Here is a 24,109-nt window from a genome sequence, read left to right on the forward strand (position 1 = left end):
AACCGGAAGCCCGGACGGTCCGGGCGCGGTTCGTCGTGCTGAGCTTAGCGTTTGTAGAACGGCAGGGGCGCGCGCGTGGCCGGGTGCGTCTTGCCGCGCACCTCCACCTCGTACGCGTCGGCCTCGGCGGCGTCGGCGCGCACGAGCGCCATCGCGATGGGGCGCTTCAGGGTGGGGCTGGTCGTGCCGCTCGTCACGCGCCCCACCACTTCGCCGTTCAGGAGGACCGGGTACCCCTCGCGCGGCGGGACCTTGTCGAGGGTCAGGCCAATCAGGCGCTCCGGCGTGGCCCGGTCGAGGATGTGCTCGCGCCCATGGAACGCCTTGTCCTTCACGGCCCAGCCGTACCCGCTCGACAGGGGGTGCGTGTCATCGCTGAACTCGTGCCCGTACAGCGGGAAGCCCGCCTCCAGCCGCAGCGTGTCACGCGCGCCCAGGCCCGCCGGGACAACCCCGAGCGTCAGCAGCTTGTCCCACACCACTTCCGCCTCGTCGGTCTTCACGAACACCTCAAAGCCGTCCTCGCCGGTATACCCGGTGCGCGCCATGAACACGTCGAGGTCGAACAGCGTCGCAGGGAAGAACGCGTTTTTCTTCTTCGCGCTGAGGTCCACGTTCACGTGCGGTTGCAGCGTCGCCTCTGCCTGCGGGCCCTGCACGGCCAGCAGGCCCCACAGGGCGCTCTCGTCCACGAAGGTCACGTCGAAGTCCCGCGCGAGCGTCTGCAGGTGCGCGAAGTCCCTCTCGATGTTCCCGGCGTTCACGACGATCAGGTACTCCTGCTCGGCGACCATGTACACGTACAGGTCGTCAATCAGGCCGCCGCGGTCGTTCGGCAGCAGGCCGTACTGCGCGCGGCCCGGCTTGAGCTTGCTCACGTCGTTCGTGGTGGCGCGCTGCAGGAAGTCCAGCGCGCCGGGACCGCGTACGCGGAACTCGCCCATGTGCGACACGTCGAACACGCCGACGCCCTCGCGGACCGCGTGGTGCTCCTTCAGCAGGCCGGTGTACTGCACGGGCATGTCCCACCCGCCGAACGGGACCATGCGCGCGCCCGCCCGGACGTGCGCCGCGTGCAACGGCGTTCTCTTGAGCTCAGCTTCACTCACGACGCCCACTCTAACACCTGTTAGGCAGCGTGCCCGCTGCACTGCGTCCAGCCAAACCCACCCGTCCAAACATGCAGTTTCCCCCTGCATGCGCCTCAGGTTTCGTCAGACTGCGCCGCTATGCTGTGAACGTATGCGTTTCCTGTACGGCGTCCTCGCGCTCATCCTGATCGGGCTTCTCGGCGTGCTCGGCGCGTTCCTGCTCTGGGGCCGCAACCTCCCCGACGTCGCCGACCTCGACGTTCTCGAATTCAGCGGACAGACGCGCGTGTTCGACCGCAACGGCCAGTTCGTCGGCACCCTCACTCCCAGCCTCAGCAGCGGCTACCGCGTGAACCGCGACCTGCGCACCCTCGACAAAATCAGCGACTACACCGAAAAAGCCGTCGTCACCAGCGAGGACCGCCGCTTCTACGAACACAGCGGCGTCGACCTCATCGGCGTCACCCGCGGCCTCGTCAAGGGCCTGCTCCGCAACGACCTCGAAGGCGGCAGCAGCATCACCCAACAGGTCGTCAAGAACACCCTCCTCGCCGAGTACAACCAGGCGCGCACCCCCGAACGCAAATTCAAGGAAGCCGTCCTCGCCTTCCAGGTCGAGCGAAACTTCAACAAGGGCGAAATCCTCAACGCGTACCTGAACGTCATCTACTGGGGTACCGCCGGGCACGGCAAAGGCGACATCGTCGGCGTCGCCAACGCCGCCCGCGCGTACTTCGGGCAGGACGCCGCCACCCTGAACCTCGCGCAGAGCGTGTACCTCGCCACGCTCATTCCCGCCCCGAACCGCCGCTACCCCCGCCTGGAGGAATACCGTCCGCTCATGCGCAACCTCCTCGACCGCATGGTCGAGGACGGCCGCGTCACCAAGGCCGAAGCGGACGCCGCGTGGCGCTACCCACTCACGCCCGCCGGCTGGCGCACCCGCTATGACGCCAGCGGCAAACTCCTCAGCGCAACCCTCGTGAACGAAGGCGCCCGCGCCGCGAACCTCCCCCGCGCGCAGACGCAGGTGGCCGAAAGCTTCCTCGGCGCCCTCGAACGCGACCTGATCCAGAAAGTCGGCCGCAAAGCCCTGTTCAGCAGCGGCGGCGTCCGCGTGGATGCCACCCTCGACCTCGCCGCGCAACGCGCCGCCGAAGCGGCCTCCCGGAACGCCCGCGTTCCGGGAGGCGCCACGCTCGGCATCGCCCTCACCGACCCCGCCAGTGGCGACATCCTCGCGCTCGTCGGCCAGAAGTACGGCGACGGCATCGACGAGGAATGGAACAACGCCACCCAGGCGCGCCGCCAGGTCGGCAGCAGCATCAAACCCCTGCTGTACACCACCGCCCTCGAAAAAGGGTGGAAGCAGTCCGACACCGCCCTCGACGCGCCCCTCACCGGCGAGTACCAGCCGAAGAACTACAGCGGCACCTCCAGCGGTCGCCAGGTCACCCTGCGCTACGCCCTCGACCACAGCCTCAACCTGCCCACCGTCCGCCTCGCGCAGGACGTCGGCCTCAACGACTTCGCCGGGAAGCTCCGCACCCTCGGCCTCAGCCCGAACGACAACGCCGGGCTGCCCCTCGCGATCGGCGCGCTCGAAGCGAGTCCCCTCCAGATGGCCGCCGCGTACGCTCCATTCGCCAACGGCGGCACGTACCATGAACCCCGCTACGTCCACAAAGTCACCAAAGGCACCCAGGTGCTGTACACCGCCCCCGACACCAGCACCCGCGCGTGGGACGAACAGACCGCCTTCCTGGGCCTCGACATGATCCGCGGCGTCGTCAACGACCTCACGCCCCGCCAGGGCGGCCTCGGCTGGCGCGCCCGCATTCCCGGCTGGGACGTCGGCGGCAAAACCGGCACCACCAACGACGTCAAGGACCTCTGGTTCGTCGGCGTCACCCCCCGCGTTTCCGCCGCCGTGTGGGTAGGCCGCAGCGACAGCAAGGCCATGCCGCAAAACGCGTACAGCGGCGACATCGCCGCGCCCATCTGGCAATCGGCCGTCAGCGGCGCCCTCGCCAACAAACCCCACGCGGCCTTCAAAGCACCGAGCGGCATCGAGTACCGCTGGGTGCGCGGCGTGAACATGGCCTTCAAGAGCGAGGGGGGCGGCGGCATCGGCGGCTGGTTCCGCCGCACGCCCGCCCCGCCCGCACCGGACCCCACGCCCGCGCAACCCGAGCCGGAACAACCCACCGACGCGCCCGCCGAGCCGGAACCCGCGCCGGACGTCACTGAGCCGCAACCCGAGGAGCAGACGCCGGCGCCTGAAGAACTCCCGCAACCCGAGGACCTGCAGCCCACCCCGCCCGACACGAGCACCTCCACGCCCACCCCCGCGACCCCCACGCCCGCGCCGGAGCAGCCGACCGCGCCCCCCGTGGACGAGGTACCCGTTCCCGAGGACGTGCAGCCCCTCCCGGACGACCCCACCGCCGAACCGACCCCCGCCCCCGAGACGCCCACGGACGACTTCGGCGACGGCACGGCGCCCGACGGCACCACCCCGGACGGCACGGTCCCGGATGGCAGCGTGCCCGACAGCGCCCTTCCGGACGGTGCGGCGCTGCCCGACGCGCCCTGACACGCGCGGGGCTTGCGCGATCGTGAGGGACTTGCTATAGTTCCTGTCGCTGAGCGGCAAAGCCCCGCAGCATGGTCGGCAGTAGCTCAGCGGTAGAGCGTTCGACTGTTAATCGAATGGTCGTAGGTTCGATCCCTACCTGCCGAGCCAAAGACGAAGCCCAAGCGCAAGCTTGGGCTTCTCGCTGTCAATGCACAGGCGCGCATGAACAGGCGGGCCTCCTGGGCCCGCCTGTTCATGCAGTGGTCGCTTACTTCGCCTGTGCGTAGCGCTGCGCGACGGCGTCCCAGTTCACGACGTTCCAGAACGCCTTGAGGTAGTCGGGGCGCTTGTTCTGGTAGTTCAGGTAGTACGCGTGCTCCCACACGTCCACGCCGAGGATCGGGGTGCCGCTCACGCCCGCGACCGCTTCGCCCATCAGGGGGCTGTCCTGGTTGGCGGTGCTGACGACGGCGAGCTGGCCGTCCTTCACGACGAGCCACGCCCAGCCGCTGCCGAAGCGGGTCTTGGCGGCGTCCTCGAACTTCTCCTTGAACGCGTCGAAGCTGCCGAACGCGGCCGTGATGGCGTCCGCGAGTTCGCCGCTGGGCTGGCCGCTGCCGTTCGGGCCCATGACGGTCCAGAACAGGCTGTGGTTCGCGTGGCCGCCGGCGTTGTTGCGCAGGACGTTTTTCTTGTCGCTGGGCACCTGGTCGAGTTTCGTGATGAGTTCCTCGACGGGGAGGTCCGCGAACTCGGTCCCTTCGAGGGCCTTGTTGGCGTTGTCGATGTACGCCTGGTGGTGCTTGGTGTGGTGGATCTCCATGGTGCGCGTGTCGACGTGGGGTTCCAGGGCGTCGTAGGCGTAGGGGAGAGCGGGGAGTTGGTAGGGCATGGGTAAAGACTCCTTTCGGGATGAGGCCCGCACCGTGCGGGCAGCGCTCTCATACTATGACCCCCGCGCGGAAACGCTGAACCGGTGGAAAGTTACGGTTCACTCAGAACCTCCTCAGAGACAGCGGGGTTCAGGGGGCGTTCGGGTCGTGCAGGACCGTATCAGGCAGGGTGCCGCCGAAGGCCACCCATGCCTGCAGCATGTCATCCGGGACGGGGGCGTGCAGGTGCAGCGGCTCGCCGGTGGTGGGGTGCGGGATGACGAGCGCCCAGGCGTGCAGGGCCTGCCGGGGCATGACGTCGCTCGCGCGGCCGTACACGGCGTCCCCGAGGATGGGGCTGCCGGCGTGCTGCAGGTGCACGCGAAGCTGGTGGGTGCGGCCCGTGCGGGGTTCGCAGCGCACGAGCGCGAGCGTCTGCCCGCGGCCGTTGGGGTGCGCGGCGAGCGGCACGAAGCGCGTCTGCGCTTCGCGGGGGTTCACGCCGCCGACGGTCATGCGCTGGCGGTCCACGGGGTGACGGCCGATGGGCGCGTCGATGTTCAGGGGTTTCTGGGCGCTCCAGCTGCCGCCGGCGAGCGCGAGGTACGTTTTGCGCGTCTCGCGGGCTTTGAAGGCGTCGGCGAGCTTCGCGTGCGCCTCGACGGTCTTGGCGACGACGATGACGCCGCTGGTGTCCTTGTCGAGGCGGTGGACGATGCCGGGGCGGTAGCCGTCCGGGCCGCGCGCGCCGTCCTGCTCGGGCAGGGGCATGCGGCCCAGCAGGGCGTTCACGAGCGTGCCGGTGGTGACGCCCGGCGCGGGGTGCGTGGTCATGCCGGGCGGCTTGTTGATGGCGATGAGGGCGTCGTCCTCGTACAAGACGTCCAGGGGGACGTTCTCGGGTTCGACGTGCGCGAGGACGGGCGGGGGGACGTCCACGATGAGGGTTTCGCCGCCGCGGAGTTTCAGGCTGCTTTTGGTGGTGACTTGGCCGTTCACGCGGACGCGGCCCGCGTCGATCCAGGCGCTGACCTGAGAGCGGCTGCTGTCCGCGAGGCCCGCGAGGACGGCGTCGAGGCGTCCGGGCGTGGCGGTCAGGGTGAGGGGGGCGTCGTGCGTCATCCCCGCAGCATAGCGCCGGGGTGGGGTGGGGCCGGTGAACGCGCGAGCGGCCCGCCGGGGCGTGGGGACGCCGGGCGGGCCGCTGCGTTGGGGGTCAGGCCTGGGCGTGCGTCTGGGGCGCGTCGAGGCTGCGGATTTCGTCGGGAGTGATCTGGTAGTGCTCGCTGCACCAGTGGCACACGACTTCCTGTCCGCCTTCCTGGATCATGTCGTGGCGTTCGTGCGCGTCGAAGTACGCGAGGCTCGACAGGGCCTTGTCGCGGGAGCAGCGGCACGCGAAGCGCGCGCCCGTGGCGTCGTCGGCGATGACGAGGTCGAGGCCTTCGGTAGCGCGGCCCATGATTTCCAGCAGGCTGCGCGTGCGGAGGTTGTCGGTGATGGTGCCCATGGCCTTGATGTTCGCTTCGAGGCGCGTGAGGGTGGCGTCGCTGACGCCCGGCATGGCCTGCACGATCAGGCCGCCGGCGTGCGCGACCTGGCCGCGTTCCTCGTACACGCCGAGCAGGACGGCACTGGGGATCTGTTCGCTGTGCGCGAGGTAGTACGCGAAGTCCTCGGCGATCTCGCCGCTCACGAGGGGAACGCTGCCGGTGTACGGTTCGGCGTTTTCGAGGAGGCGCGTGACGGCGAGGTCGCCGTCGGTGCCGACGATGCCGCGCACGTCGAGTTTGCCGTCGGTGTCGCGGGGGGGGAGGTCCGCGCCGGGGTTCTTGACGTACCCGCGGACGCTGCCGTCGGTGCTGCCTTCAGCGACGATCCAGCCGAGTTCGCCGTCGCCCTGGATGCGGACGGTGACGCGGCTGTCCTCGTGTTTGCCGAGCACCTGGGCGAGCAGGAGCGCGCCGGCGAGGGTGCGGCCGAGTGCGGCGGTGGCGGTTTTGCTGAGGTGGTGCCGGAGGCGGGCCTCCTCGACGAGGGTGGTGGCGTCCACGGCGACGACGCGCAGGGTGCGGTCCGCAGCGGTGCCTCGCAGCATGAAGGATTCCTGGCTCATCAAGAAAGTTTACATAACAGCACTCAAGGTGATTGGGGAACAGGCACGGTTCCAAAGCCAGTGTGGGACCACGCTGCGCCCTCAGGCGTCCGGCAGGTCGGCGGGCGTGTTCACGTTCCGGTACGCGTCCGGGCACTGGGCCTCAAGGCTCGCCCACGGGACCTGCTGAACGTCCAGCAGCGCCGCGCGCAGGCGACGCTCCCCGGCGTCCAGCAGCGCGCTGACCGCTCCGCGCAGGCTGGTGTGGTACAGCGCCGCGAGCGGCTGCACGTGCCCACTTGCGTCCAGGCCCGCCACGGACCGTGCGCCCGCCGTCCGCGCGTTCAGCAGCGCCGCCCAGTACGCGGGCGTCAGCCCGGGCAGGTCCACGCCCGCGTACATGACCCAGCCGTCCGGGCAGGCGCCCAGCGCCGCTTCCAGGCCCGCGAGCGGTCCCTCGCCGGGCCGGGTGTCCGGGAGCGGCGTCCATCCCGGCAGGACGTACCGGCCCGGCGGCGCCACCAGGACGCGCGCGTCCGCGGGGGGGAAGCGGCGCGCCACGCGGTCCAGCAGGCGCTCCCCGCTGATCACCGCGAGCGCCTTGTCCGACCCGAACCGCGAGGACCGCCCGCCCGCCGTGATCGCTGCGCTGAGCGCTTCCTCGTGCACGCGCCGAGCGTATCAGCTCAGCACGCGCATCAGCCACGCCCCCAGGCGCGGGCCCAGCCGCCCGTACGGCGGGTACAGCAGCCGCACCGGGCTGAGCGGTGGTTCGCGCAGCACCGCCCGCTCATGCGAGAACGCCCGGAACCCGAACTCCCCGTGGTAGCGTCCCTGCCCACTCGCGCCCACTCCGCCGAACGGCAGGTGCGGGTTGGCCAGGTGCGCGACCGTGCCGTTCACGACGGCGCCGCCGCTGGTGGTGTCCCGCAGCACCTGTTCCGCAGCGGCGTCCCCCGCGAACACGTACAGCGCGAGCGGCGCGTCCCCCGCGCGCACGAGCGCGGTCGCTTCTGCCAGCGTGCGGTACGTGAGGATCGGCAGGACCGGCCCGAACAGCTCCTCACGCATCAGTGGCATGTCCGGCGTGACGTCCACGACCAGCGTCGGCGAAATGAAACGCCGCGCCGCGTCGAACGTGCCGCCCGCCACGACGCGCGCGCCGGCGCGGACACTCCCGAGCGTGAGGGCCTCCAGGCGGTCCACGCTGCAGGCGTCCACCATGCGGCCGTAATCGGGGCCGACGCGCTGCCACACCCGACCGCCGAAGCGCCGCTCGATCAGGACCGTCAGGGCCAGCAGCAGCTCGTCTCGCACGCGCTCATGCACCAGAACGTAGTCGGGCGCCACGCAGGTCTGCCCGGCGTTCAGGAACTTGCCCCACGCGATGCGTTCGGCGGCACGTTCGATGTCCGCGCTCTCGTCCACGATGGCGGGGGATTTCCCGCCCAGTTCCAGGGTGACGGCGGCGAGGTGCCGGCTGGCGGCTTCCATCACGAGGCGGCCTACGCGGGTGCTGCCCGTGAAGAACACGTGGTCGAACGGCAGGTCCAGCAGGGCCGTGGCCACGTCCGCCTCGCCTTCCACGAGCGCCACCTCGCGCGGGTCGAAGGTGTCCTCGATCAGGGCGCGCAGGGCGCGGGCGGTGTGGGGCGCCTTCTCGCTGGGTTTGAGGATGACCGGGTTCCCCGCCGCGATGGCCGACGCGAGGGGCACCAGCGTGAGGTTCACGGGGTAGTTCCAGGGACTGAGGATCAACGTGACGCCGCGCGGGGTGGCGCGCACCTCGCTGCGCGCGAGGCCGAGCGCGGGGGGCGTGCCGACGCGGCGGGGGTGCATCCAGCGCGCGACGTGGCGCCGCGCGAACTGGATTTCGCCGCGCAGCGGGTGCAGTTCGGTGATTTCTGCTTCGGCGCGGCTTTTGCCCAGGTCGAGGTGCAGCGCCTGCGCGAGGCGCGCGCGGTGCTGGTCCACGGCGTGGCCCAGGCGGGCGAGGGTGGCGGCGCGTTCGCGGGCGGTGCGCGCGGCGATGGTCGGTGCGTAGGTGCGCTGCGCGTCGTACAGGGCCTGAAGGGGCGTGGTGCGGTCGGGTGCGGTAACGCTCGACATACGGGGACCTCCGAACTGGTCTGACCTGATGAGTGCTTCCAGTGTACTCCACCTGGCACCCACCTTCATCCCCCCTTGAAACAGCGGCAATTCCGACAGTGCCCACCACCCCCACCGTCCTCTCATAAACACAACACCCCAAGGAGGACCTTATGAAGCACCTGATCATCACCGCCGCCAGCGCCCTGCTCCTCGCCGCCTGCGCCCCCACCATGAACGGCACCGGCCGCACTCTCATCCTCAACCGCCAGGCGAGCGCCCCCCAGGCCGTCATGCCCGTCGGCAACGTCACCATCAACATGACCGACAGCACCACCACGACCACCACCACCATCAGCGGCCTGCAACCCAACACCTACTACGTCGCCCACTACCACCTCCAGGGCGACGCCAGCAGCGACCCCTGCACCAGCGCCGGCGCGCCCATCATGTCCACCAAGATCGTCGGCATGACCGACAACACCGGCCGCCTCACCGCCAGCGGCAGCGCCGCCAACACCGACGTCGCCAACGCCACGTACTTCAACGTGCACACCGCCAGCGACCCGAACGGCACCCCCGCCGACGCCGGCGTCGCCTGCGTCGCCATCAAGTAACCCACCGCGCCCCGCGCCGCCCTGTCGGGGGCGGCGCGTTACCTTGAAGGCGTGAGCATCCGTATTCTCGGCGGCACCGCCAAAGGCCGCGCCATCACCGTTCCCGACAGCGCCCGCCCCACCGGCGCCCGCCTCCGCAAAAGCCTCTTCGACCTCCTCGCCACCCGCGCGCCCACCGGCACCTTCCTCGACCTGTACGCCGGCAGCGGCGCCGTCGGCCTCGAAGCCGCCAGCCGCGGCTACACCGTCACCCTCACCGAACTCGACCTGCGCGCCGTGAAGGCCCTCGAAGCGAACGCCACGCACCTGCAGCTCCCCACCCGCCCCCGCATCCGCCGCGGCGACGGCCTCGCCCTGCTCCCCGAACTGGGCGCCTTCGACGTGGTTTTCGTCGACCCGCCCTACACCCAGGACATCCCCACCATCACTGCCGGCCTCCTCAAACGCCGCCCCCTTACCGAAGACGGCCTGCTCATCATCCAGCACCCCACCCAACTCACCCTCGCGGACCGCGACGGCTACACCCGCGACGAACGCCGTTACGGCAGCAACGTTCTCACCCTCTACACGCACGCGTAACCGCGTGCGCCCCTCGGCGCGCGGTACACTCGACCCGACATGAACGCCGTGTTCCCGGGCAGTTTCGACCCCATCACCAACGGCCACATGGACGTCCTCACCCGCGCCTCGCGGATCTTCGAGCACGTCACCGTGACCGTCATGCACAACGCCCGCAAGCAGGGCCGTCACCTCTTCACCCTCGAAGAGCGCCTCGACATCCTCCGCGAAGCCACCGCGCACCTGCCGAACGTCAGCGTCGACTCGTTTAGCGGTCTGCTCGTTGACTACATGCGCCAGTCGAACAAAGGCATCATCGTGCGCGGCCTGCGCGCCGTGAGCGACTACGAGTACGAACTGCAGATCGCGCACCTCAACCGCCAGCTCGGCGGCGTCGAAACGGTGTTCATCATGGCCGCCACCCGCTGGAGCTACGTGAGCAGCAGCATGCTCCGCGAAATCGCCAGCTACCAGGGCGACGTGACCAGCATGGCGCCCGCCGCCACTGTGAGCGCGCTGCGCCGCAAATTCGCGGCGGAAATCACGAACGCAGCAAGTGTTGACAACCCCGGAAGCCCCCGCTAGACTTAACCGCGCTGAGGGAAAGGCCCCAAAGCGACAATTGGTCCGGTAGTGTAGCGGTTAGCATATCTGCCTGTCACGCAGAAGGTCGCGGGTTCAAATCCCGTCCGGACCGCCAAGCGCCCCAACCGGGGCGAACGGCAATGTAGCTCAGTTGGTAGAGCAAACGACTGAAAATCGTTGGGTCGGCGGTTCAAGTCCGCCCGTTGCCACCATCGCCAGTGTAGCTCAGGGGTAGAGCAACTGATTCGTAATCAGTAGGTCGTCGGTTCAAATCCGACCTCTGGCTCCAGCTTAGGAAGTCCCGCCACGTGGCGGGACTTCCGCTTTGGCATTCAGGCCTCGTGGACCTTCAGGGCGTCCATCAACGCCTGCACTTCACGGATGCCCACCTCGTCCTCGGCGTCCTCGAAAGCCTCGATGGCGCGCGCGTAGTGTGCCCGCGCCTCACCCACGTTCCCCTCGTACGCCGCGACCTCCCCGAGGCCACGCTCGGCGCACGCGACCGCCACGGGGTCATCCTGCCGGTGGGCGTTGCGCAGGCTGTCCTGCAGGTGCGTGCGCGCCGCCTCCACGCGCCCCAGCGCGAGACTCGTGACGCCCAGCTCGTAGGCGTTCACGGCCAGCTTGTGCGGCCGGTCCCCGAGCGCGCGAATCAGCTGCAGTTCCTGCTCGAAGTGCGCGAGCGCGGCGGCGTGGTCACCGGCGAGGCGCTCCACCATGCCCTGCTGGTGCACGGCAATGTGCTCCCATTCGTCGCCGGCGTGCGCTGCGCGCAGGCGCGCGTACACGTCGCGCGCTTCCGGGTGGCGCCCCGTATGCGCGAGGATGTACCCGTGCGCCATCTGACCGGCGCGGGAGGCGAGGAGGTCCGGGTCGTCGTGCAGCAGGCGTTCCGCGTCCGCATGCCGACCCTCATCGATGGCCGTCCAGATCTCCGCGAGGTTCATGCCCCAGCGTACTCCTGAGCGCGGTGAAGCCGGACAAGAAAGATGAAGGCCGCACCTGTTGGTGCGGCCTTCGGTTCTGGTTGCAGGGACAGGATTTGAACCTGCGACCTCCGGGTTATGAGCCCGACGAGCTACCAGACTGCTCTACCCTGCGTCATTCGCCTTGGGCTTGCCCTCAGCGCTCAGAGAGAATACTGCGCCGCCCCGCAGGTGTCAAGGGGGCGTCAGACGGACCGTGAAGCGTCCCTGAAGCGCCCAATGTGCGTTCCGTCCTCAAGGCCGCGCCTGGACCCAGTACAGTCGAAGCATGATCAAGATGTACACGACCAGCTGGTGCCCGGACTGCCACGCCGCCAAGGCCGCCCTCAACAAAAAAGGCCTCGCGTACGAGGAAATCAACATCGAACAGGACGAACAGGCCGCCGAGTACGTCATGAGCGTCAACGGTGGGCGTCGCAGCGTCCCTACCCTCGTGAGCGGCGACGTCGCCCAGAGCCTCAGCGGCTTCCGCCCCCAGAAACTCGACGAGTTCCTCGGCAAAGCCGGCCTGGCCTGAAGGAGTGAGGGGGACGCTGAACCAGCGTCCCCCTCACTCCTTTAGGTGCGGCGTCAGGCGAACTGCACCTGCACGCCCCGCCCCTCCGCCTCCGCCACCAGCGCACAGAGGGCCGTGCGCGCCTCCTCGTCCAGCGCGCGCCGCGGGTTGTTCCACCACGCCATCGCCAGCGTGGACGCCCGCCGCACCGTCAGCACCTCCCCGGGCCGCGCCAGCCCCACCGCCACCCCGAGCGCCTGCACCGTCGGCGGCAGCGGCGTCGGCGCGTCCAGCGGCACGTGCGCCGTGACGCGCTCCCCGTCACGGCGCACCATCACTTTCGCTTCCGAACGCCACGGCTGCACGTCCAGCACCGCCTCGGCCGGCGCGCCCGGCGCGCTGAGCGGTTGCTCGCGCCGCGCCGCGTTCGCCAGATCATGCGCGGCGCGCATGTGCCGGCGCGTCCGCGACTCCCGCACCAGTTGCAGCTGCACCTCGCGCGCCTCCGCCGCCTCGCGGACCTGCGCGGCCAGCTCATCTTGCGGGAAGCTGCGCGCGCCCGAACGGACCGCGCGGATGATGTTCACGTTGTCCGTGTGCACCATCATCCGCTCCTGCGCGGGGGCGTGCAGCACCGCTTCCAGCACCGCCCGCAACTCCGTGGCGTTGTTGTCCTCGGCGTCCACGCGCCCCTGCAGGCGCCGCGGCAGCAGGTTCGGCAGGATCAGCACCACGCCCCAGCCGCCCACGCCCGCGTCGAAACTGCCATCCACAAACGCGTGATTCAAGACGAGACTCCTGCCCCGCACTCTGCCACGCGGCGCGCCGCCCCGCGTCGGCCAAACGGCGCAGCGCGCCGCGCGCCCGCCATGAGCGCGCCAGCACCTCGAGTGGAGAGGGGGTCCATGCCGCAGCATGCCACGCCCCCAGCCTGTGCACCGCAACGCATCTCGCGTTCCGGTGCGCGGCGTTACAACCCCAGCAGGCCGAGCGGCGCGGTCGCCAGCAGCTCCGCGCGGAACGGCGTGATCAGCGGCGCGCTGCGCGGATCCGACGGGACCGTGACCGCCTCCGCGCTCGGCAGCCGCAGGGACCGCAGCGCCTCCGCCAGCACCGCCAGGTCCACCTGCGGCACGCCCAGCGCCCGGTTCACCTCGTCACGCGTCGCCTCGTATCGTTGCACGCTCAGCCCCTCGCGCCGCAGCGCCGCGTCGCGCGCCGCGCGCCCGCGCGACACCAGCGACCCCGCCTCGCGCAGCGCCCCCACAACCTCCTGCACGCCCGGCGTCCGTCCCGCTGCGTACGCCTGATAGATGCCCTCCAGGCGCGTGAAGCTGTCCCCCAGCGCCGCGCGCACATCCCGGCGGACCCGCACGAACTGCTGCACCTGCGCGCGCGTGAGCGGCGTCGTCGCCGCCGGCCCCCCCGCCCGGGGCGCCAGGACCCCCCCGGCGGTGTTCTGCACGAAATCCCGCGCCGGCACGTACACCAGGAAGTACGCCCCTGCCCCCACGGCCAGCAGCGCCAGGACGGCCACCAGCAGACACCCGCTCACGAAGTTCCTCATGCCTGCATTCTGCCGCAGGGCGCGGACCGCCACGCCCTCAGGCCCGTCAGGTCAGGGGACCACGCCCACGTCGTCCCAGCGCTGCAGCAGCAGCGCCCGCCCCCGCTGCACCTGGGCCCGCACGGCGTCCGCGTGCGCCTCGTTGCTGAGCGTCCACCCGCTCCCGCACGGCACGTCCGCGCGCTGCAGCGGCCACCGCACGCCGGACAACGTCAAGCCGGAGAGGTCGTCGAGCGCGACGACGCTCAGCACCTGCCCCACACGGCTGCGCACCTGCACGGGCGCGCCCGGCAGCAGCGGCACGCCCGACTCGTCCCCGCTGTGCAGGGCGATCGGGAAGCCCGCCGCCGACGCACGCACCGCCGTCAGCGCCAGCGCCAGCGCGTGATCGAACCGCCCGCCGAACGCGCCCCACACCACCGCCGACGTCGCCCCGCGCGCCCGCGCCACCTGCACCGCCAGTTCCGCGTCCGTGAGGTCCTTCGCGCGCGGGTGCACTTCGCGGGGCACGTTCAGGTCCACGCCCGCCGACGAATCGAAATCACCCACCCACGCATCCACCTGCACGCCCAGCGCGCCCGCATGACGCGCCCCACCATCCGCCGCGACCACCAGCGCCGGCGGCCGCTCCGCGCGCACGCGCGCCACCTCCGGCGTGACCCGCACGCGACCCCCCACCAGCACCCACGCGATCACGCCCCGACCATAGCAGCAAACCCGCGCGGCCCCGCCCGTCACCTTGGGCGTCCGTTGTTAAACGCGCGGGGCGACCGCCGCGCGTTCATACAATGGCTCGTGACGCTGCACCCTCAGCTTCCGGCGGACGCGCCCATCAGCGCGTTCCTCGACCACGTGCTCGCCCACACCCCCAGCGCCTGCGCGCTGCTCGACACCCAGGAACGCATCTTGTGCGTCAACCCTGCGTTCGCAGCGCTCACCGGGCGGCCCGCCCCCGCGCACGTCGGCGAGCCCCTCCGCGACGCCCTGCCCCCGGGCGCCACGCCGTACGTCCACGCCGCGTTGCAGGCCGCCCGGGGCGAGCAGCCTCCGCCACCGCCCAGCCCGGACGGCCTGCACTACCGCGCGTTCACCGTGGCCGGCCCGGACGGTCAGCCCGCCGGGTCTGCTCTCCTCATCGACGTGGACCCCGGGCAGGACGCCGCGCGCGCGCAGCACCTCCAGCGCATCACGGGCGCGCTCGCGCGCGCCTTCACGTCCAGCGACCTCATCCGCACCGTGCTGGAGCAGGCTGTGCAGGCCACAGGCGCCTTTCGCGGCACGCTCATCAAGAGCGTCGAAGGCGACACGCTGTACCTGATCGGCTCCACCGGGTACGACGAGGGCTTCGACGACCGCTGGCGGCAGTTCAACGTCAACCCCGCGTACCCCATCACGCACGCCGTGCTCACCCGCGAGGCCGTCTTCGGGACGCGCGCCCTGCTGCAGCGCGACTTCCCGGACGTCATGCCCATGCTGGACGCCCGCACGCAGGCCCTCGTGATCCTCCCGTTGCTGGCCGGCGAGCGCCTGCTCGGCGCCCTCACCCTCTCCTTCGACCACGAGGACGCCGTCCTGCCCGCCCGGCAGGCGTTCGCGCGCACCCTCGCCGACGCGTGCGCGAGCGCCCTGGAACGCGCGCGCCTGTACGACGCGGAACGCGCCGCTGGGGCCCGCGCCGCGCTGCTCGCCGAGGTGAGCGGTGCGCTCGCCGCCTCCCTGGAGGTCCGCCCCACCATCGAGCGCATCGCCACGCTCGCCACCGCGCACCTCGCGGACTGGGCGGCGGTGTTCCTGCCCGACGAGACCGGCCGCATGCAGGCGGCCGTCGTCGCGCACGACGACCCGCGGCAGATTGAGCTGCTGCGCTGGCTCGTCGCGCGCTTCCCCTCCGACCCCGCGCAGTACGGGTCGAGCGCGTGGGTGCAGCGCACCGGCGAGCCCATTCTGCTGCCCGCCGTGCCGCCCGGCCTCGTCGACGGCATCGAGGACCCCGCCCGCCGGGACGCCGTGCGCCGCATGGGCCTGCACTCCCTGATTCTCGTGCCGCTCACCACGCAGGGCCGACACCTCGGCGTGCTCGGCCTCGCCACCACCCACCCGGAACGCACGTACGGCCCGGACGACCTGGCGCTCGCCCGGGAACTCGCGCAGCGCGCCGCCATGGCCCTCGACAACGCCTCCCTGTTCGAGGCGTCGCAGCGCCGCGAGGCCCGCTACCGCTCCCTGATCGACGCGACCCGCCAGACCGTGTGGACCACCGACGACCACGGGGACCTGCGCGGCGAACAGCCGGGCTGGACGCGCCTCACCGGACAGGCGCCGCACGAGCACGCCCACGGCGGCTGGATCGACCACGTTCACCCGGACGACCGCGCGCGCACCTTCGCGGCGTGGCAGGACGCCGTGCAGCAACGCCACGTGTACGAAGTCGACCACCGCCTGCGCGTCGCGGACGGCACGTACCGGCACTTCCACGTGCGCGCCGTGCCGGTCCACACCGCCTTCGGCGACCCGCCGGAATGGGTGGGCGTCCACACGGACGTCACCGACCGCGTGCGCGCCGAAGCGGCCCTGCGCGACCTGAACGCCGACCTGGAGGCGCGCGTGCAGGCCCGCACCCGCGACGTCCTGCGCCTCGAGGAACGCCTCGCCACCATCATCGGCCACCTGCCCATCAGCCTGTTCGCGCTTGACGACGAGGGCCGCTTCACGCTCGCCGAAGGGCACGGCGCCCTGACCGGCGCGGACGCCGTCGGGCACAGCGCCTTCGAGCGGTACGCGCCGTTCCCGGACCTGCTCGGCGACGTGCGCTGCGCGCTCGCCGGGGAGGCCGTGCACGCGCAGCGGACCCTCGGCGAGCGCGTCCTCGACACTTGGTACGTCCCGCAACACGACGAAACCGGACGCGTGAGCGGCGTGCTCGGCCTGCGCGTGGACGTGACGCAGCGCGCGCGCGTCGAAGCGGAACTCGCGCGCAGCAACGCCGAACTCAGCCGCTTCGCGTTCGTCGCCGCGCACGACCTGCAAGAACCCCTGCGGACCATCATCTCGTTCACGGAACTGCTGGAACGCAAACACGCCGCGGATCTCAGCGCGGGCGCCCGACGCTACCTGTCGTTCATCGTCGGCGGCGCGCGCCGCATGAAAACCCTCGTGGACGACCTGCTCGCGTACTCCCGCGTGAGCGCCGACCCACCCCACCTGCGGCCCGTGCCGCTCAGCGCGGCCGTCACGCACGCCCTCGACGCGCTCGACGCGGCCCTGCACGCCACCGCCGCCCGCGTGCACGTGGACGCCCTGCCGGACGTGCTCGGCGACGAAGGCCAGCTCGCGCAGGTGTTCCAGAACCTGATCGGCAACGCCGTGAAGTTCCGCCGCGACGGCACGTCCCCGGAAGTGCGCATTCACGCGGACCGGACAGGGGAGATGTGGCACGTGCGCGTCCACGATAACGGCATCGGCATGGACCCCGCGTACCTCGAGCGGATCTTCGTGATGTTCCAGCGGCTGCACGCCAAATCGCAGTACGAAGGCACCGGTCTGGGCCTCGCCATCTGCCAGAAGATCATCGAGGCGCACGGCGGACGCATCTGGGCGGACAGCGCCCCCGGGCAGGGCAGCACCTTCCACTTCACGCTGCGTGACGCCCGCGCGCCCGCCCCGGACGCTCAGCCGGGCCCGGCCTCCTCGGGCGGCGTCGTGTAGTACACCCGCAGCCACTGCGCCAGCCCGCCCAGCCCCGGAAACAGCGTCCGCTCGTTCACGTTCGCCTGATCCAGGTGGTCGCGCACCTGCCACTTCAGCCGCGCGGGCACGATGACTTTCACGGCCGCGTCCGGCTGCTGCGCCAGCAGCGCCTCCATGTCGAGCGCCGGGTCGGACGGCAAGCTGAACAGCGCGAACTGCTGCGCGATGCGCTCATCAATGGACGGTGGCTCCAGGAACAGCAGGTACGGGTCGGCGCTCAGGCGGCCCAGCACGTCCAGCGTGCGCGCGTCACTGTTCAGCGCGCGGGCCGTCGGGGCCGGCGCCTGCCGCGTCACGCTGCCCAGCAGGTCCGTGGTGAACACCGACGAGCCCTCCTGCTCCAGCGCGTCCCGCAGCGGCTCCGGCAGGGACGCGTTCGTGCGCGCCAGGTTCACCATCCACACCGCGCCGTCCCGGTCGAACGTGGACGGGTCACGCGTCATGAAGTGCAGCGCCACCAACGGCGAGTACGAGAAGTCCAGCAGCCGCGTCGGCAGGCCGTAATGCTGCCCGACCGCCAGCCAGTGCCACGACGAGTCGTCCTCGTTCACGGTGCGGCGCGCGTACTTCCGGAAGTTCCGCAGCAGGTGCAGTTCCAGCGCGTGCGCGTCCCCGCCGCCCGCCAGGCCCTGCAGGGACGTCCGCAGCCCGTGCGCCGCGCTCGACACGCCCCGGAACACGTACGGCGAACGGTGCCGCCGCAATGCCGGATTCCAGGTGTCCGCGTACAGCAGCTCCAGCAGGTGCAGCCACGACTCACACGTGTGTTCCTTGATGCCCATGCTCCTCCCGTGCGCTCCATCATGCGCGCGCGCGCATGAACGCGTCCGCGCGGTACGCTCAACGCACCTTGACGCACGACGCCCCCACCCCGGCCCCGCTGGACACGCCGGTGCTCGCCGCGCTCACCGGCCCGCACGCGCACCTTGCGGAAGTGCACGGCGGCGCGCGCCGCTACCCTCCGCGCGCGGCGCCGTTCGGCGCGGTTCTGCCCGGCGCGGAAGCGGACCTCTTGGGCCTGCTGCGCCCCGGCGAGACGGTCACGCTGGTGGGCGAGCACGCCCCGCCGCCCGGCCTGACCCGCGTGGTGGACATCACCGTCCACCAGATGCACCTGCGCGCGTCCGCCCCGGACCTGCCCGGCGACGACATCCTGCCGCTCACGCCCGCGGACCTGCCGGACATGCTCGACCTCGTGCGCCTCACGCGGCCCGGCCCGCTGCGACCCGGTGCGTTCGACCTGGGCGCGTTCTGGGGCGTGCGCGACGCCGGTCGGCTCGTGGCGCTCACGGGCACGCGCTTCCACGCGCCCGGCGCGCGCGAACTTACCGCCGTCTGCACCCACCCGGACGCGCGCGGACGCGGGCACGCCGCGCGCCTCGTCGCGCACGCGGCGCGGCACCTCCAGGCGCTCGGCGAGACGCCGTTCCTGCACGTGTACACCGAGAACCGGGACGCCGCCCGCGTGTACGCCCGCCTGGGCTTCCTCGTGGCGCGGACCCTCCCCATCCGCGCGTACGCCCACCCCTGACCACCCCGGTCACGATGCCGCCCCGCACGGTCTGGTATACAGGCAGCGTGACTGACGCCACGCACCTGACGCCCCACGACCCCACGCCGCGCGAGCTTGGTTTCCGCATGCCCGCCGAGTGGGCGCCGCATGACGCCACGTGGATGACGTGGCCTGCTGACGACGACCTGTGGTTCGGGCACCTGAACGCCGTCCGCGCGGAGTTCGCGGACCTCGTGCGCACCATCGCGCGCTTCGAGCGGGTCGAACTGCTCGTGCGCGACGACGAAACCGAACACGACGCCCGCGCCCGCCTGGACGGCGCGAACGTCACCTTCCACCGCCTCCCCTCCGACGACGTGTGGATGCGCGACAACGGCCCGATTTTCCTGAAGCGCGGCGACGACCTGACCCTCACCAACTGGGTGTTCAACGCCTGGGGCGGGAAATTCGAGTTCCTGAACGACGACCGCGTTCCCGAGTACGTCGCGGGTCGCCTGGGCCTGCGTCACTGGGACCTCCCGCAGGTGCTGGAAGGCGGCGGCATCGAGGTGAACGGCGCGGGCGTGGGCCTCACGACCCGCTCGTGCTTCCTCACGGACACCCGCAACCCGCAGCTCACCGAAGCCGACTACGCCGAGCTGCTGCGCGCGTACCTCGGCGTCGAGAAGCTGCTGTGGCTGGACGGCGGCTTGGAAAACGACCACACGGACGGGCACATCGACACCATCACGCGATTCACCGATGAGCGCACCATCGTGACGAGCGTGGAACCCAACCCGGACGACGCGAACCACGCCACCATGAACGCCAACCTCGAGGCGCTGCGCGCCATGACGGACGTGCACGGCGAACGCTTCCGCATCGTGGAACTCCCGCTGCCCGAGCGCCGCCTGGAGGGCGCCGAGGGCCGCCTGCCGCCCACGTACGCGAACTTCTACATCGGCAACGGCTTCGTGGTCGTGCCGCTGTACGACGATCCGAACGACGCCCGCGCCCTGGAGGTCCTGCGCCCACTGTTCCCGGACCGCGAGGTGATCGGCCTGCGCTCCCGCGCGATTATCGAGGGCGGCGGCAGCTTCCACTGCGTCACGCAGCAGCAGCCTGCCGGGGCGCCCTGGACGGGCGAGTGACCACGGCGGGCGCGGTGGACCTGGGCGGCGGGTACACCCTGCGGCCCGCGCCGCTGGAGGCGTACCTCGCCGTGTACGCCCGCCACGAACAGGACGTGTTCCAGACCTGGTCCTACCAGTGGGATGCGAGCGTCCCCACCCTGCCCGTCCCGACCCTCACGTGGCTCGTCGAGCACGAAGGTGACGTGGTCGGCTGGCACTACGCGCGCGCCTGGGACGGCCGCACCGTCTACATGGTCAACACCGGCCTGCTGCCCGCGCACCGCGGGCGCGGCGTGTACACCCGCATGCTCCCACCCCTGCTGGACGCGTTCCGCGCGGGCGGCTACACCCTCGTGCGCAGCCACCACCACGCCACCAACAACGCCATCCTGATCCCGAAACTCCGCGCGGGCTTCGTGATCCAGGGCCTCGAAATGGACCACCACGGCCTGATGGCCGTCCTGATGTACAGCTTCGACGACGCGTACCGCGCGGCCATGAGCGTCCGCGCCGGGCACGCCCGCCCGAGCGGCGAGGCCGCCAGACGCCTCGGCCTGCACCCCACCCCCCAGGAGGACACGCCATGACCGACCACCGTGACGCCAAGACCATCAAACTGGCCGTCGTGCAGATGCACATGAGCGACCGCCTCGACGACAACGTCGAGCGCGCCGAAGCGCACGTTCGCGCCGCCGCCGCCGCCGGCGCGAACGTCATCCTGCTGCCGGAACTGTTCGAGAACCTGTACTTCTGCCAGGTGGAACGCGAGGAGTACTTCGACCTCGCGCACGACGTCGAGAACCACCCGTTCCTGAGCCGCTTCGGCGCGCTCGCCCGCGAACTCGGCGTGGTACTGCCCGTCAGCTTCTTCGAACGCAGCGGGCACGCGTACTACAACAGCCTCGCCACGTTCGACGCGGACGGCACGCTGCTCGGCATCTACCGCAAGAGCCACATCCCCGACGGTCCCGGCTACGAGGAGAAGTACTACTTCAACCCCGGCGACACCGGCTTCAAGGTCTGGGACACCCGCTTCGGGCGGTTCGGCGTCGGCATCTGCTGGGACCAGTGGTACCCGGAAACGGCGCGCGCCATGATGCTCCAGGGCGCCGACTACCTGCTGTACCCCACCGCCATCGGCAGCGAACCCGCCGAAGTGGAAAGCCCGAACAGCCACCATATGTGGCAGCGCGCCATGGTCGGCCACGCCGTCAGCAACAGCGCGTTCGTGATCGCCGCGAACCGCATCGGCACCGAGAACGTGAACGGCCACGAGCAGACCTTCTACGGCCACAGCTTCCTCGCGGACTTCACCGGCGAAATCGTCAAGGAATTCGGCGAGTCCGAGGAAGGCTTCCTGATGCACGACGTGGACCTGCAGGAAATGCGCCGTTTCCGCGCCGGCATGGGATTCTTCCGGGACCGCCGCCCGGAACTGTACGGCCCGCTGCTCACCCTCGACGGTAAAACCCGCCGCGGCTGAACGCCCCTGCAAGAACCCCGTCAGACCCGCACCGCTAGCATGCGGGCGTGAGCCCAGGCCGAGCGCGCACATGGACCACCGGCGTTCGCAGCCGCGTGGTCCTCATCACGGCGGCGCTGCTGCTCGCCTTCCTGGTGCTGCTCGGCGCGCTGCTGTCCGCCGTCATCGCCCGCTGGTTCGACACCTACGAACGCGACCGCGCGCGCCTCAACACCGAACGCGTCCTGCTGGCTGTCCGCGCCGAGCAGAACGCCCTCGACGCGCTGAGCTTCGACTGGGGCAGCTGGGACGACGCGTACGCCTACGTCCGCGCGCCCGCCCGGCACCGGGAGTTCGAAACCGAGAACTTCAGCGCGTCCGCCCTGGCGGGCCTGCACGTGAACTTCATCGCGTACCTCGGCGCGGACGGACGCCTGCTCGTCGGCCGCTGGATCCACGGCGGCCTCACCACGCCCGCCCTGCCGGACGCCGTGCGCCGCGCGCTGCCCACCCTGCAGCGCCGCGGCGGCGCGACGCTGATCGTCACGCCGGCCGGGGCGCTGCTGCTCGCGCAGCAGCCGGTCTACACCAGCGAGGGCGGCGGCCGGGCCGCCGGCCGCGTCCTGATCGGGCGCCTCATTGACCCGCGCGCCCTGCAGCACACCACGCGCCTGAACGTCAGCCTCGTCCTGAACGCCCCAGCAGGCGCGCACCCGCCCGTAATACGCCAGCCGGACGGCAGCCTGCTCAGCCGCGCCACCCTCACGGACGTGTACGGCCAGCCGAGCGTCGAGGTGCACGTCCGCCTGTCCGGCGACGTGCACGAGCAGGGCGTCATGGCCGCCCGCTGGACCCTCGCAGGCCTGAGCGTCCTCGCGCTGATCTTCGGCGGGCTCGGCCTCGCGTACCTGGAACGCACGCTGTTCGCGCCGCTCAGCCGGTACCGCCGCTTCGTGGACGACCTGGACTTCCAGGACACCCGCGCGCGCCTGAACGTCGGCGGCCACGACGAGCTCAGCGCGCTCGGCGCGGCCCTCAACGCCCTGCTGGACCGCCTCGCCGGGGAGCGCCGCGCGGACGCCGCCCGGCAGCTCGCGCTGGAAGTCATCGCGAACGGCGCGCCGCCGCAGCGCATCGCGGACGCCGTCGCCGCCGCCGCCCGCGCCCGCTGGCCGGACGCGCAGGTCACCCTCACCGGCGAGACGCCCCCGCCCGGTCAGCGGCCGCACCCCCCCGCAGTCATCCCGGACGACGAGCGCACCCTGAGTGTCCCCGTGCCGGGCGGCCGGGGCGCCCTCACGATCCGCTGGCCCACCACGCCCACCCGCCCCGAACAGGCCCGCGACGCCGCCGCCGACCTCGCCGGCCTGTACGGCCTCGCGCTCGAACGCGTGACCCTGCAGACGCAGCTCACGCATCAGGCCACGCACGACCCCCTCACCGGCCTCCCGAACCGCCGGCACCTGCTCACGCTCATCGAGGGGGCGCTCGCACGCGCTGACCGCGAGGGCACGGGCGTCGCCGTGCTGCTCCTCGACCTGGACCGCTTCAAGCGCCTCAACGACACGCTCGGCCACGCGGCCGGCGACGCGTTCCTGCGCGTCATCGCCGAGCGCCTGCGCGGCGTCGTGCGCTCCAGCGACCACATCGCCCGTCTCGGCGGCGACGAATTCGTGATCGTCCTCGAAGGCCTCAGCGCGCCCGATCAGGCGAGCGTGTTCACCAGCCGCCTGCTCGACGTGCTGCGCGCGCCCATCACGCTCGGCGAGCAGCAGTTCGTGACGACCGCCAGCGTCGGCATCAGCCTGTTCCCGCAGGACGCCCGCACCCCCGAGGAGCTCCTGCGCACCGCCGACCTCGCCATGTACACCGCCAAGCACGACGGCAAGAACGGCCACGCCGCGTACGCCCCCAGCGCCCACGACGCCGCCCTGCACCGCCTGCGCCTCGAAAGTGCCCTGCGCGCCGCCCTGCAGGGGGACCCCGACGCCGGCACCCTCCACCTCGCGTACCAGCCGCAGGTGGACTTCCGCACGGGCCGCGCCACTGCCGCCGAGGCGCTGCTGCGCTGGACGCACCCGACCCTGGGCGCCGTGTCGCCCGCCGCGATCATTCCGGTCGCTGAGGACAGCGGCCTGATCCTGCCGCTCGGACAGTGGGTGCTCACGCACGCCACGCAGCAGGCCGCCGCGTGGCACGCCAGCGGCCTGCCCGTGCGCGTGGCCGTGAACGTCAGCGCCCGCCAGTTCGCCCAGGCGGACTTCCCGGAGGTCGTGCAGACCGCTCTGCACGGCGCGGGCCTGCCCGCCAGCGCCCTGGAACTCGAAGTGACCGAGTCGCTGCTGATGCGCGACATGGCGGCCACGAGCGCGCACCTGCGGGACCTCGCAGCGCTCGGCGTGCGCGTCGCCGTGGACGACTTCGGCACGGGGTACAGCAGCCTCAGCTACCTGCACCAGCTGCCCATTCACGCGCTGAAAGTCGACCAGTCGTTCGTGCGGGACCTCGCCCGCACCCCGCAGGCGCGCGGCATCGTGGACACCGTCATCACCCTCGCGCGGCGCCTGGGCCTGGAATCCGTCGCGGAAGGCGTCGAAACGCCTGAACAGGCCGCCCTCCTGCGGGACCTCGGCGCGACGTTCGCGCAGGGGTACCTGTTCGCGCGCCCCACACCGCACCCCGAAACGGCGTTCCGCACGGCGTTCGAACTGCACACCGCCGAGCCCACCGCCGGCCCCTGAC

At 71.3% G+C, this 24,109-nt stretch carries 22 protein-coding genes and 5 tRNA genes; 15 read left to right on the forward strand and 12 right to left on the reverse strand.

Annotated elements, in window-relative coordinates; genetic code table 11:
• Positions 1-44: 44 nt before the first annotated feature.
• Positions 45-1,109 carry a glycine cleavage system aminomethyltransferase GcvT gene (gene gcvT / locus DEIMA_RS05070; RefSeq protein WP_013556160.1) on the reverse strand — a complete coding sequence of 355 codons (1,065 nt, stop codon included), beginning with the start codon at positions 1,107-1,109 and terminating at the stop codon, positions 45-47.
• A 133-nt stretch (positions 1,110-1,242) separates the two neighbouring features.
• On the opposite strand from gcvT, the gene DEIMA_RS05075 reads away from it, so the two are divergent.
• Together DEIMA_RS05075 and DEIMA_RS05080 are read left to right on the forward strand one after the other, a co-directional pair.
• Positions 1,243-3,687, forward strand: coding sequence for a transglycosylase domain-containing protein (locus tag DEIMA_RS05075; RefSeq protein ID WP_013556161.1), 2,445 nt, complete (start codon positions 1,243-1,245; stop codon positions 3,685-3,687).
• A 75-nt stretch (positions 3,688-3,762) separates the two neighbouring features.
• Positions 3,763-3,837, forward strand: a tRNA-Asn gene (locus DEIMA_RS05080).
• A 100-nt stretch (positions 3,838-3,937) separates the two neighbouring features.
• Here the strand turns inward: DEIMA_RS05080 and sodA are convergent.
• The 5 genes from sodA to DEIMA_RS05105 all read right to left on the reverse strand — a co-directional run bounded on the left by sodA (position 3,938) and on the right by DEIMA_RS05105 (position 8,745).
• Positions 3,938-4,561, reverse strand: a complete 624-nt coding sequence (gene sodA / locus DEIMA_RS05085; protein WP_013556162.1) for a superoxide dismutase [Mn] — start codon at positions 4,559-4,561, stop codon at positions 3,938-3,940.
• 130 nt (positions 4,562-4,691) lie between these two features.
• Entirely contained in the window at positions 4,692-5,663 is a 972-nt protein-coding gene (locus tag DEIMA_RS05090) for an RluA family pseudouridine synthase (protein ID WP_013556163.1), read from the reverse strand.
• A 94-nt stretch (positions 5,664-5,757) separates the two neighbouring features.
• Positions 5,758-6,657 (reverse strand): Hsp33 family molecular chaperone HslO, encoded by a 900-nt coding sequence (hslO, locus tag DEIMA_RS05095; RefSeq protein WP_043816479.1) that lies wholly within the window; start codon positions 6,655-6,657, stop codon positions 5,758-5,760.
• A gap of 81 nt (positions 6,658-6,738) precedes the next feature.
• Positions 6,739-7,305 (reverse strand): molybdenum cofactor guanylyltransferase, encoded by a 567-nt coding sequence (gene mobA / locus DEIMA_RS05100; RefSeq protein WP_013556165.1) that lies wholly within the window; start codon positions 7,303-7,305, stop codon positions 6,739-6,741.
• Between the two features lie 12 nt (positions 7,306-7,317).
• On the reverse strand, positions 7,318-8,745 hold the full coding sequence (locus DEIMA_RS05105) for an aldehyde dehydrogenase family protein (RefSeq protein WP_013556166.1): 1,428 nt from the start codon (positions 8,743-8,745) through the stop codon (positions 7,318-7,320).
• A 152-nt stretch (positions 8,746-8,897) separates the two neighbouring features.
• Here DEIMA_RS05105 and DEIMA_RS05110 point away from each other — a divergent pair, with 152 nt between their 5' ends.
• From DEIMA_RS05110 to DEIMA_RS05135, 6 genes are all read left to right on the forward strand, one after another.
• The gene (locus DEIMA_RS05110) at positions 8,898-9,341 is read left to right on the forward strand and encodes a superoxide dismutase (RefSeq protein ID WP_013556167.1); all 444 of its coding nucleotides are present in this window, start codon (positions 8,898-8,900) and stop codon (positions 9,339-9,341) included.
• A 51-nt stretch (positions 9,342-9,392) separates the two neighbouring features.
• The gene (locus tag DEIMA_RS05115; protein ID WP_013556168.1) at positions 9,393-9,920 is read left to right on the forward strand and encodes an RsmD family RNA methyltransferase; all 528 of its coding nucleotides are present in this window, start codon (positions 9,393-9,395) and stop codon (positions 9,918-9,920) included.
• 39 nt (positions 9,921-9,959) lie between these two features.
• Positions 9,960-10,484 (forward strand): pantetheine-phosphate adenylyltransferase, encoded by a 525-nt coding sequence (coaD, locus tag DEIMA_RS05120; RefSeq protein WP_013556169.1) that lies wholly within the window; start codon positions 9,960-9,962, stop codon positions 10,482-10,484.
• 39 nt (positions 10,485-10,523) lie between these two features.
• Positions 10,524-10,599 (forward strand) — tRNA-Asp (locus DEIMA_RS05125).
• Between the two features lie 21 nt (positions 10,600-10,620).
• A tRNA-Phe gene (locus DEIMA_RS05130) sits at positions 10,621-10,696 on the forward strand.
• 2 nt (positions 10,697-10,698) lie between these two features.
• Positions 10,699-10,773, forward strand: a tRNA-Thr gene (locus DEIMA_RS05135).
• Positions 10,774-10,816: 43 nt separating this feature from the next.
• Here DEIMA_RS05135 and DEIMA_RS05140 read toward each other — a convergent pair.
• Positions 10,817-11,431, reverse strand: coding sequence for a tetratricopeptide repeat protein (locus DEIMA_RS05140; RefSeq protein ID WP_013556170.1), 615 nt, complete (start codon positions 11,429-11,431; stop codon positions 10,817-10,819).
• Between the two features lie 77 nt (positions 11,432-11,508).
• Positions 11,509-11,585, reverse strand: a tRNA-Met gene (locus DEIMA_RS05145).
• A 153-nt stretch (positions 11,586-11,738) separates the two neighbouring features.
• On the opposite strand from DEIMA_RS05145, the gene DEIMA_RS05150 reads away from it, so the two are divergent.
• Positions 11,739-11,987 (forward strand): glutaredoxin domain-containing protein, encoded by a 249-nt coding sequence (locus DEIMA_RS05150; RefSeq protein ID WP_013556171.1) that lies wholly within the window; start codon positions 11,739-11,741, stop codon positions 11,985-11,987.
• Between the two features lie 53 nt (positions 11,988-12,040).
• Here DEIMA_RS05150 and DEIMA_RS05155 read toward each other — a convergent pair whose 3' ends face one another.
• From DEIMA_RS05155 to DEIMA_RS05165, 3 genes are all read right to left on the reverse strand, one after another.
• Positions 12,041-12,754 (reverse strand): ribonuclease HI, encoded by a 714-nt coding sequence (locus tag DEIMA_RS05155; RefSeq protein WP_013556172.1) that lies wholly within the window; start codon positions 12,752-12,754, stop codon positions 12,041-12,043.
• Between the two features lie 182 nt (positions 12,755-12,936).
• On the reverse strand, positions 12,937-13,533 hold the full coding sequence (locus tag DEIMA_RS05160) for a hypothetical protein (protein WP_013556173.1): 597 nt from the start codon (positions 13,531-13,533) through the stop codon (positions 12,937-12,939).
• A 51-nt stretch (positions 13,534-13,584) separates the two neighbouring features.
• Positions 13,585-14,229, reverse strand: coding sequence for a thiamine diphosphokinase (locus DEIMA_RS05165; RefSeq protein WP_013556174.1), 645 nt, complete (start codon positions 14,227-14,229; stop codon positions 13,585-13,587).
• 99 nt (positions 14,230-14,328) lie between these two features.
• Between DEIMA_RS05165 and DEIMA_RS16805 the strand changes: the two genes are divergently transcribed.
• Positions 14,329-17,238, forward strand: coding sequence for an ATP-binding protein (locus DEIMA_RS16805; protein WP_052303285.1), 2,910 nt, complete (start codon positions 14,329-14,331; stop codon positions 17,236-17,238).
• On the opposite strand, the gene DEIMA_RS05175 is transcribed toward DEIMA_RS16805, so the two are convergent.
• Positions 17,202-18,062: an FRG domain-containing protein gene (locus DEIMA_RS05175; RefSeq protein ID WP_013556176.1), complete on the reverse strand. Its 861-nt coding sequence runs from the start codon at positions 18,060-18,062 to the stop codon at positions 17,202-17,204. The genes DEIMA_RS16805 and DEIMA_RS05175 overlap by 37 nt on opposite strands.
• A 68-nt stretch (positions 18,063-18,130) precedes the next feature.
• Here DEIMA_RS05175 and DEIMA_RS05180 point away from each other — a divergent pair, with 68 nt between their 5' ends.
• The 5 genes from DEIMA_RS05180 (at position 18,131) to DEIMA_RS16810 (ending at position 24,108) form a co-directional block, all read left to right on the forward strand.
• A complete protein-coding gene (locus DEIMA_RS05180) occupies positions 18,131-18,811 on the forward strand; it encodes a GNAT family N-acetyltransferase (RefSeq protein ID WP_169311922.1) in 681 nt (226 codons plus the stop codon).
• A gap of 107 nt (positions 18,812-18,918) precedes the next feature.
• The gene (locus DEIMA_RS05185) at positions 18,919-19,923 is read left to right on the forward strand and encodes an agmatine deiminase family protein (RefSeq protein ID WP_148235023.1); all 1,005 of its coding nucleotides are present in this window, start codon (positions 18,919-18,921) and stop codon (positions 19,921-19,923) included.
• Positions 19,920-20,492 (forward strand): GNAT family N-acetyltransferase, encoded by a 573-nt coding sequence (locus DEIMA_RS05190; RefSeq protein ID WP_013556179.1) that lies wholly within the window; start codon positions 19,920-19,922, stop codon positions 20,490-20,492. The genes DEIMA_RS05185 and DEIMA_RS05190 overlap by 4 nt, the downstream gene beginning before the upstream one ends.
• Positions 20,489-21,388 carry an N-carbamoylputrescine amidase gene (gene aguB / locus DEIMA_RS05195; protein ID WP_013556180.1) on the forward strand — a complete coding sequence of 300 codons (900 nt, stop codon included), beginning with the start codon at positions 20,489-20,491 and terminating at the stop codon, positions 21,386-21,388. Before DEIMA_RS05190 ends, aguB begins: the two co-directional genes overlap by 4 nt.
• Before the next feature lie 47 nt (positions 21,389-21,435).
• On the forward strand, positions 21,436-24,108 hold the full coding sequence (locus tag DEIMA_RS16810; protein WP_052303286.1) for a bifunctional diguanylate cyclase/phosphodiesterase: 2,673 nt from the start codon (positions 21,436-21,438) through the stop codon (positions 24,106-24,108).
• Position 24,109: the final 1 nt, after the last annotated feature.

Source organism: Deinococcus maricopensis DSM 21211, from assembly GCF_000186385.1.
Lineage (GTDB): Bacteria > Deinococcota > Deinococci > Deinococcales > Deinococcaceae > Deinococcus_B > Deinococcus_B maricopensis.

Coding starts and splice junctions, on each gene's coding strand:
- DEIMA_RS05075 (WP_013556161.1), top strand. CDS start 1,243: ATGCGTTTCCTGTACGGCGTCCTCGCGCTCATCCTGATCGGGCTTCTC.
- sodA (WP_013556162.1), bottom strand. CDS start 4,561: ATGCCCTACCAACTCCCCGCTCTCCCCTACGCCTACGACGCCCTGGAA.
- DEIMA_RS05090 (WP_013556163.1), bottom strand. CDS start 5,663: ATGACGCACGACGCCCCCCTCACCCTGACCGCCACGCCCGGACGCCTC.
- hslO (WP_043816479.1), bottom strand. CDS start 6,657: ATGAGCCAGGAATCCTTCATGCTGCGAGGCACCGCTGCGGACCGCACC.
- DEIMA_RS05105 (WP_013556166.1), bottom strand. CDS start 8,745: ATGTCGAGCGTTACCGCACCCGACCGCACCACGCCCCTTCAGGCCCTG.
- DEIMA_RS05110 (WP_013556167.1), top strand. CDS start 8,898: ATGAAGCACCTGATCATCACCGCCGCCAGCGCCCTGCTCCTCGCCGCC.
- coaD (WP_013556169.1), top strand. CDS start 9,960: ATGAACGCCGTGTTCCCGGGCAGTTTCGACCCCATCACCAACGGCCAC.
- DEIMA_RS05140 (WP_013556170.1), bottom strand. CDS start 11,431: ATGAACCTCGCGGAGATCTGGACGGCCATCGATGAGGGTCGGCATGCG.
- DEIMA_RS05150 (WP_013556171.1), top strand. CDS start 11,739: ATGATCAAGATGTACACGACCAGCTGGTGCCCGGACTGCCACGCCGCC.
- DEIMA_RS05160 (WP_013556173.1), bottom strand. CDS start 13,533: ATGAGGAACTTCGTGAGCGGGTGTCTGCTGGTGGCCGTCCTGGCGCTG.
- DEIMA_RS05175 (WP_013556176.1), bottom strand. CDS start 18,062: ATGGGCATCAAGGAACACACGTGTGAGTCGTGGCTGCACCTGCTGGAG.
- DEIMA_RS05185 (WP_148235023.1), top strand. CDS start 18,919: ATGCCCGCCGAGTGGGCGCCGCATGACGCCACGTGGATGACGTGGCCT.
- aguB (WP_013556180.1), top strand. CDS start 20,489: ATGACCGACCACCGTGACGCCAAGACCATCAAACTGGCCGTCGTGCAG.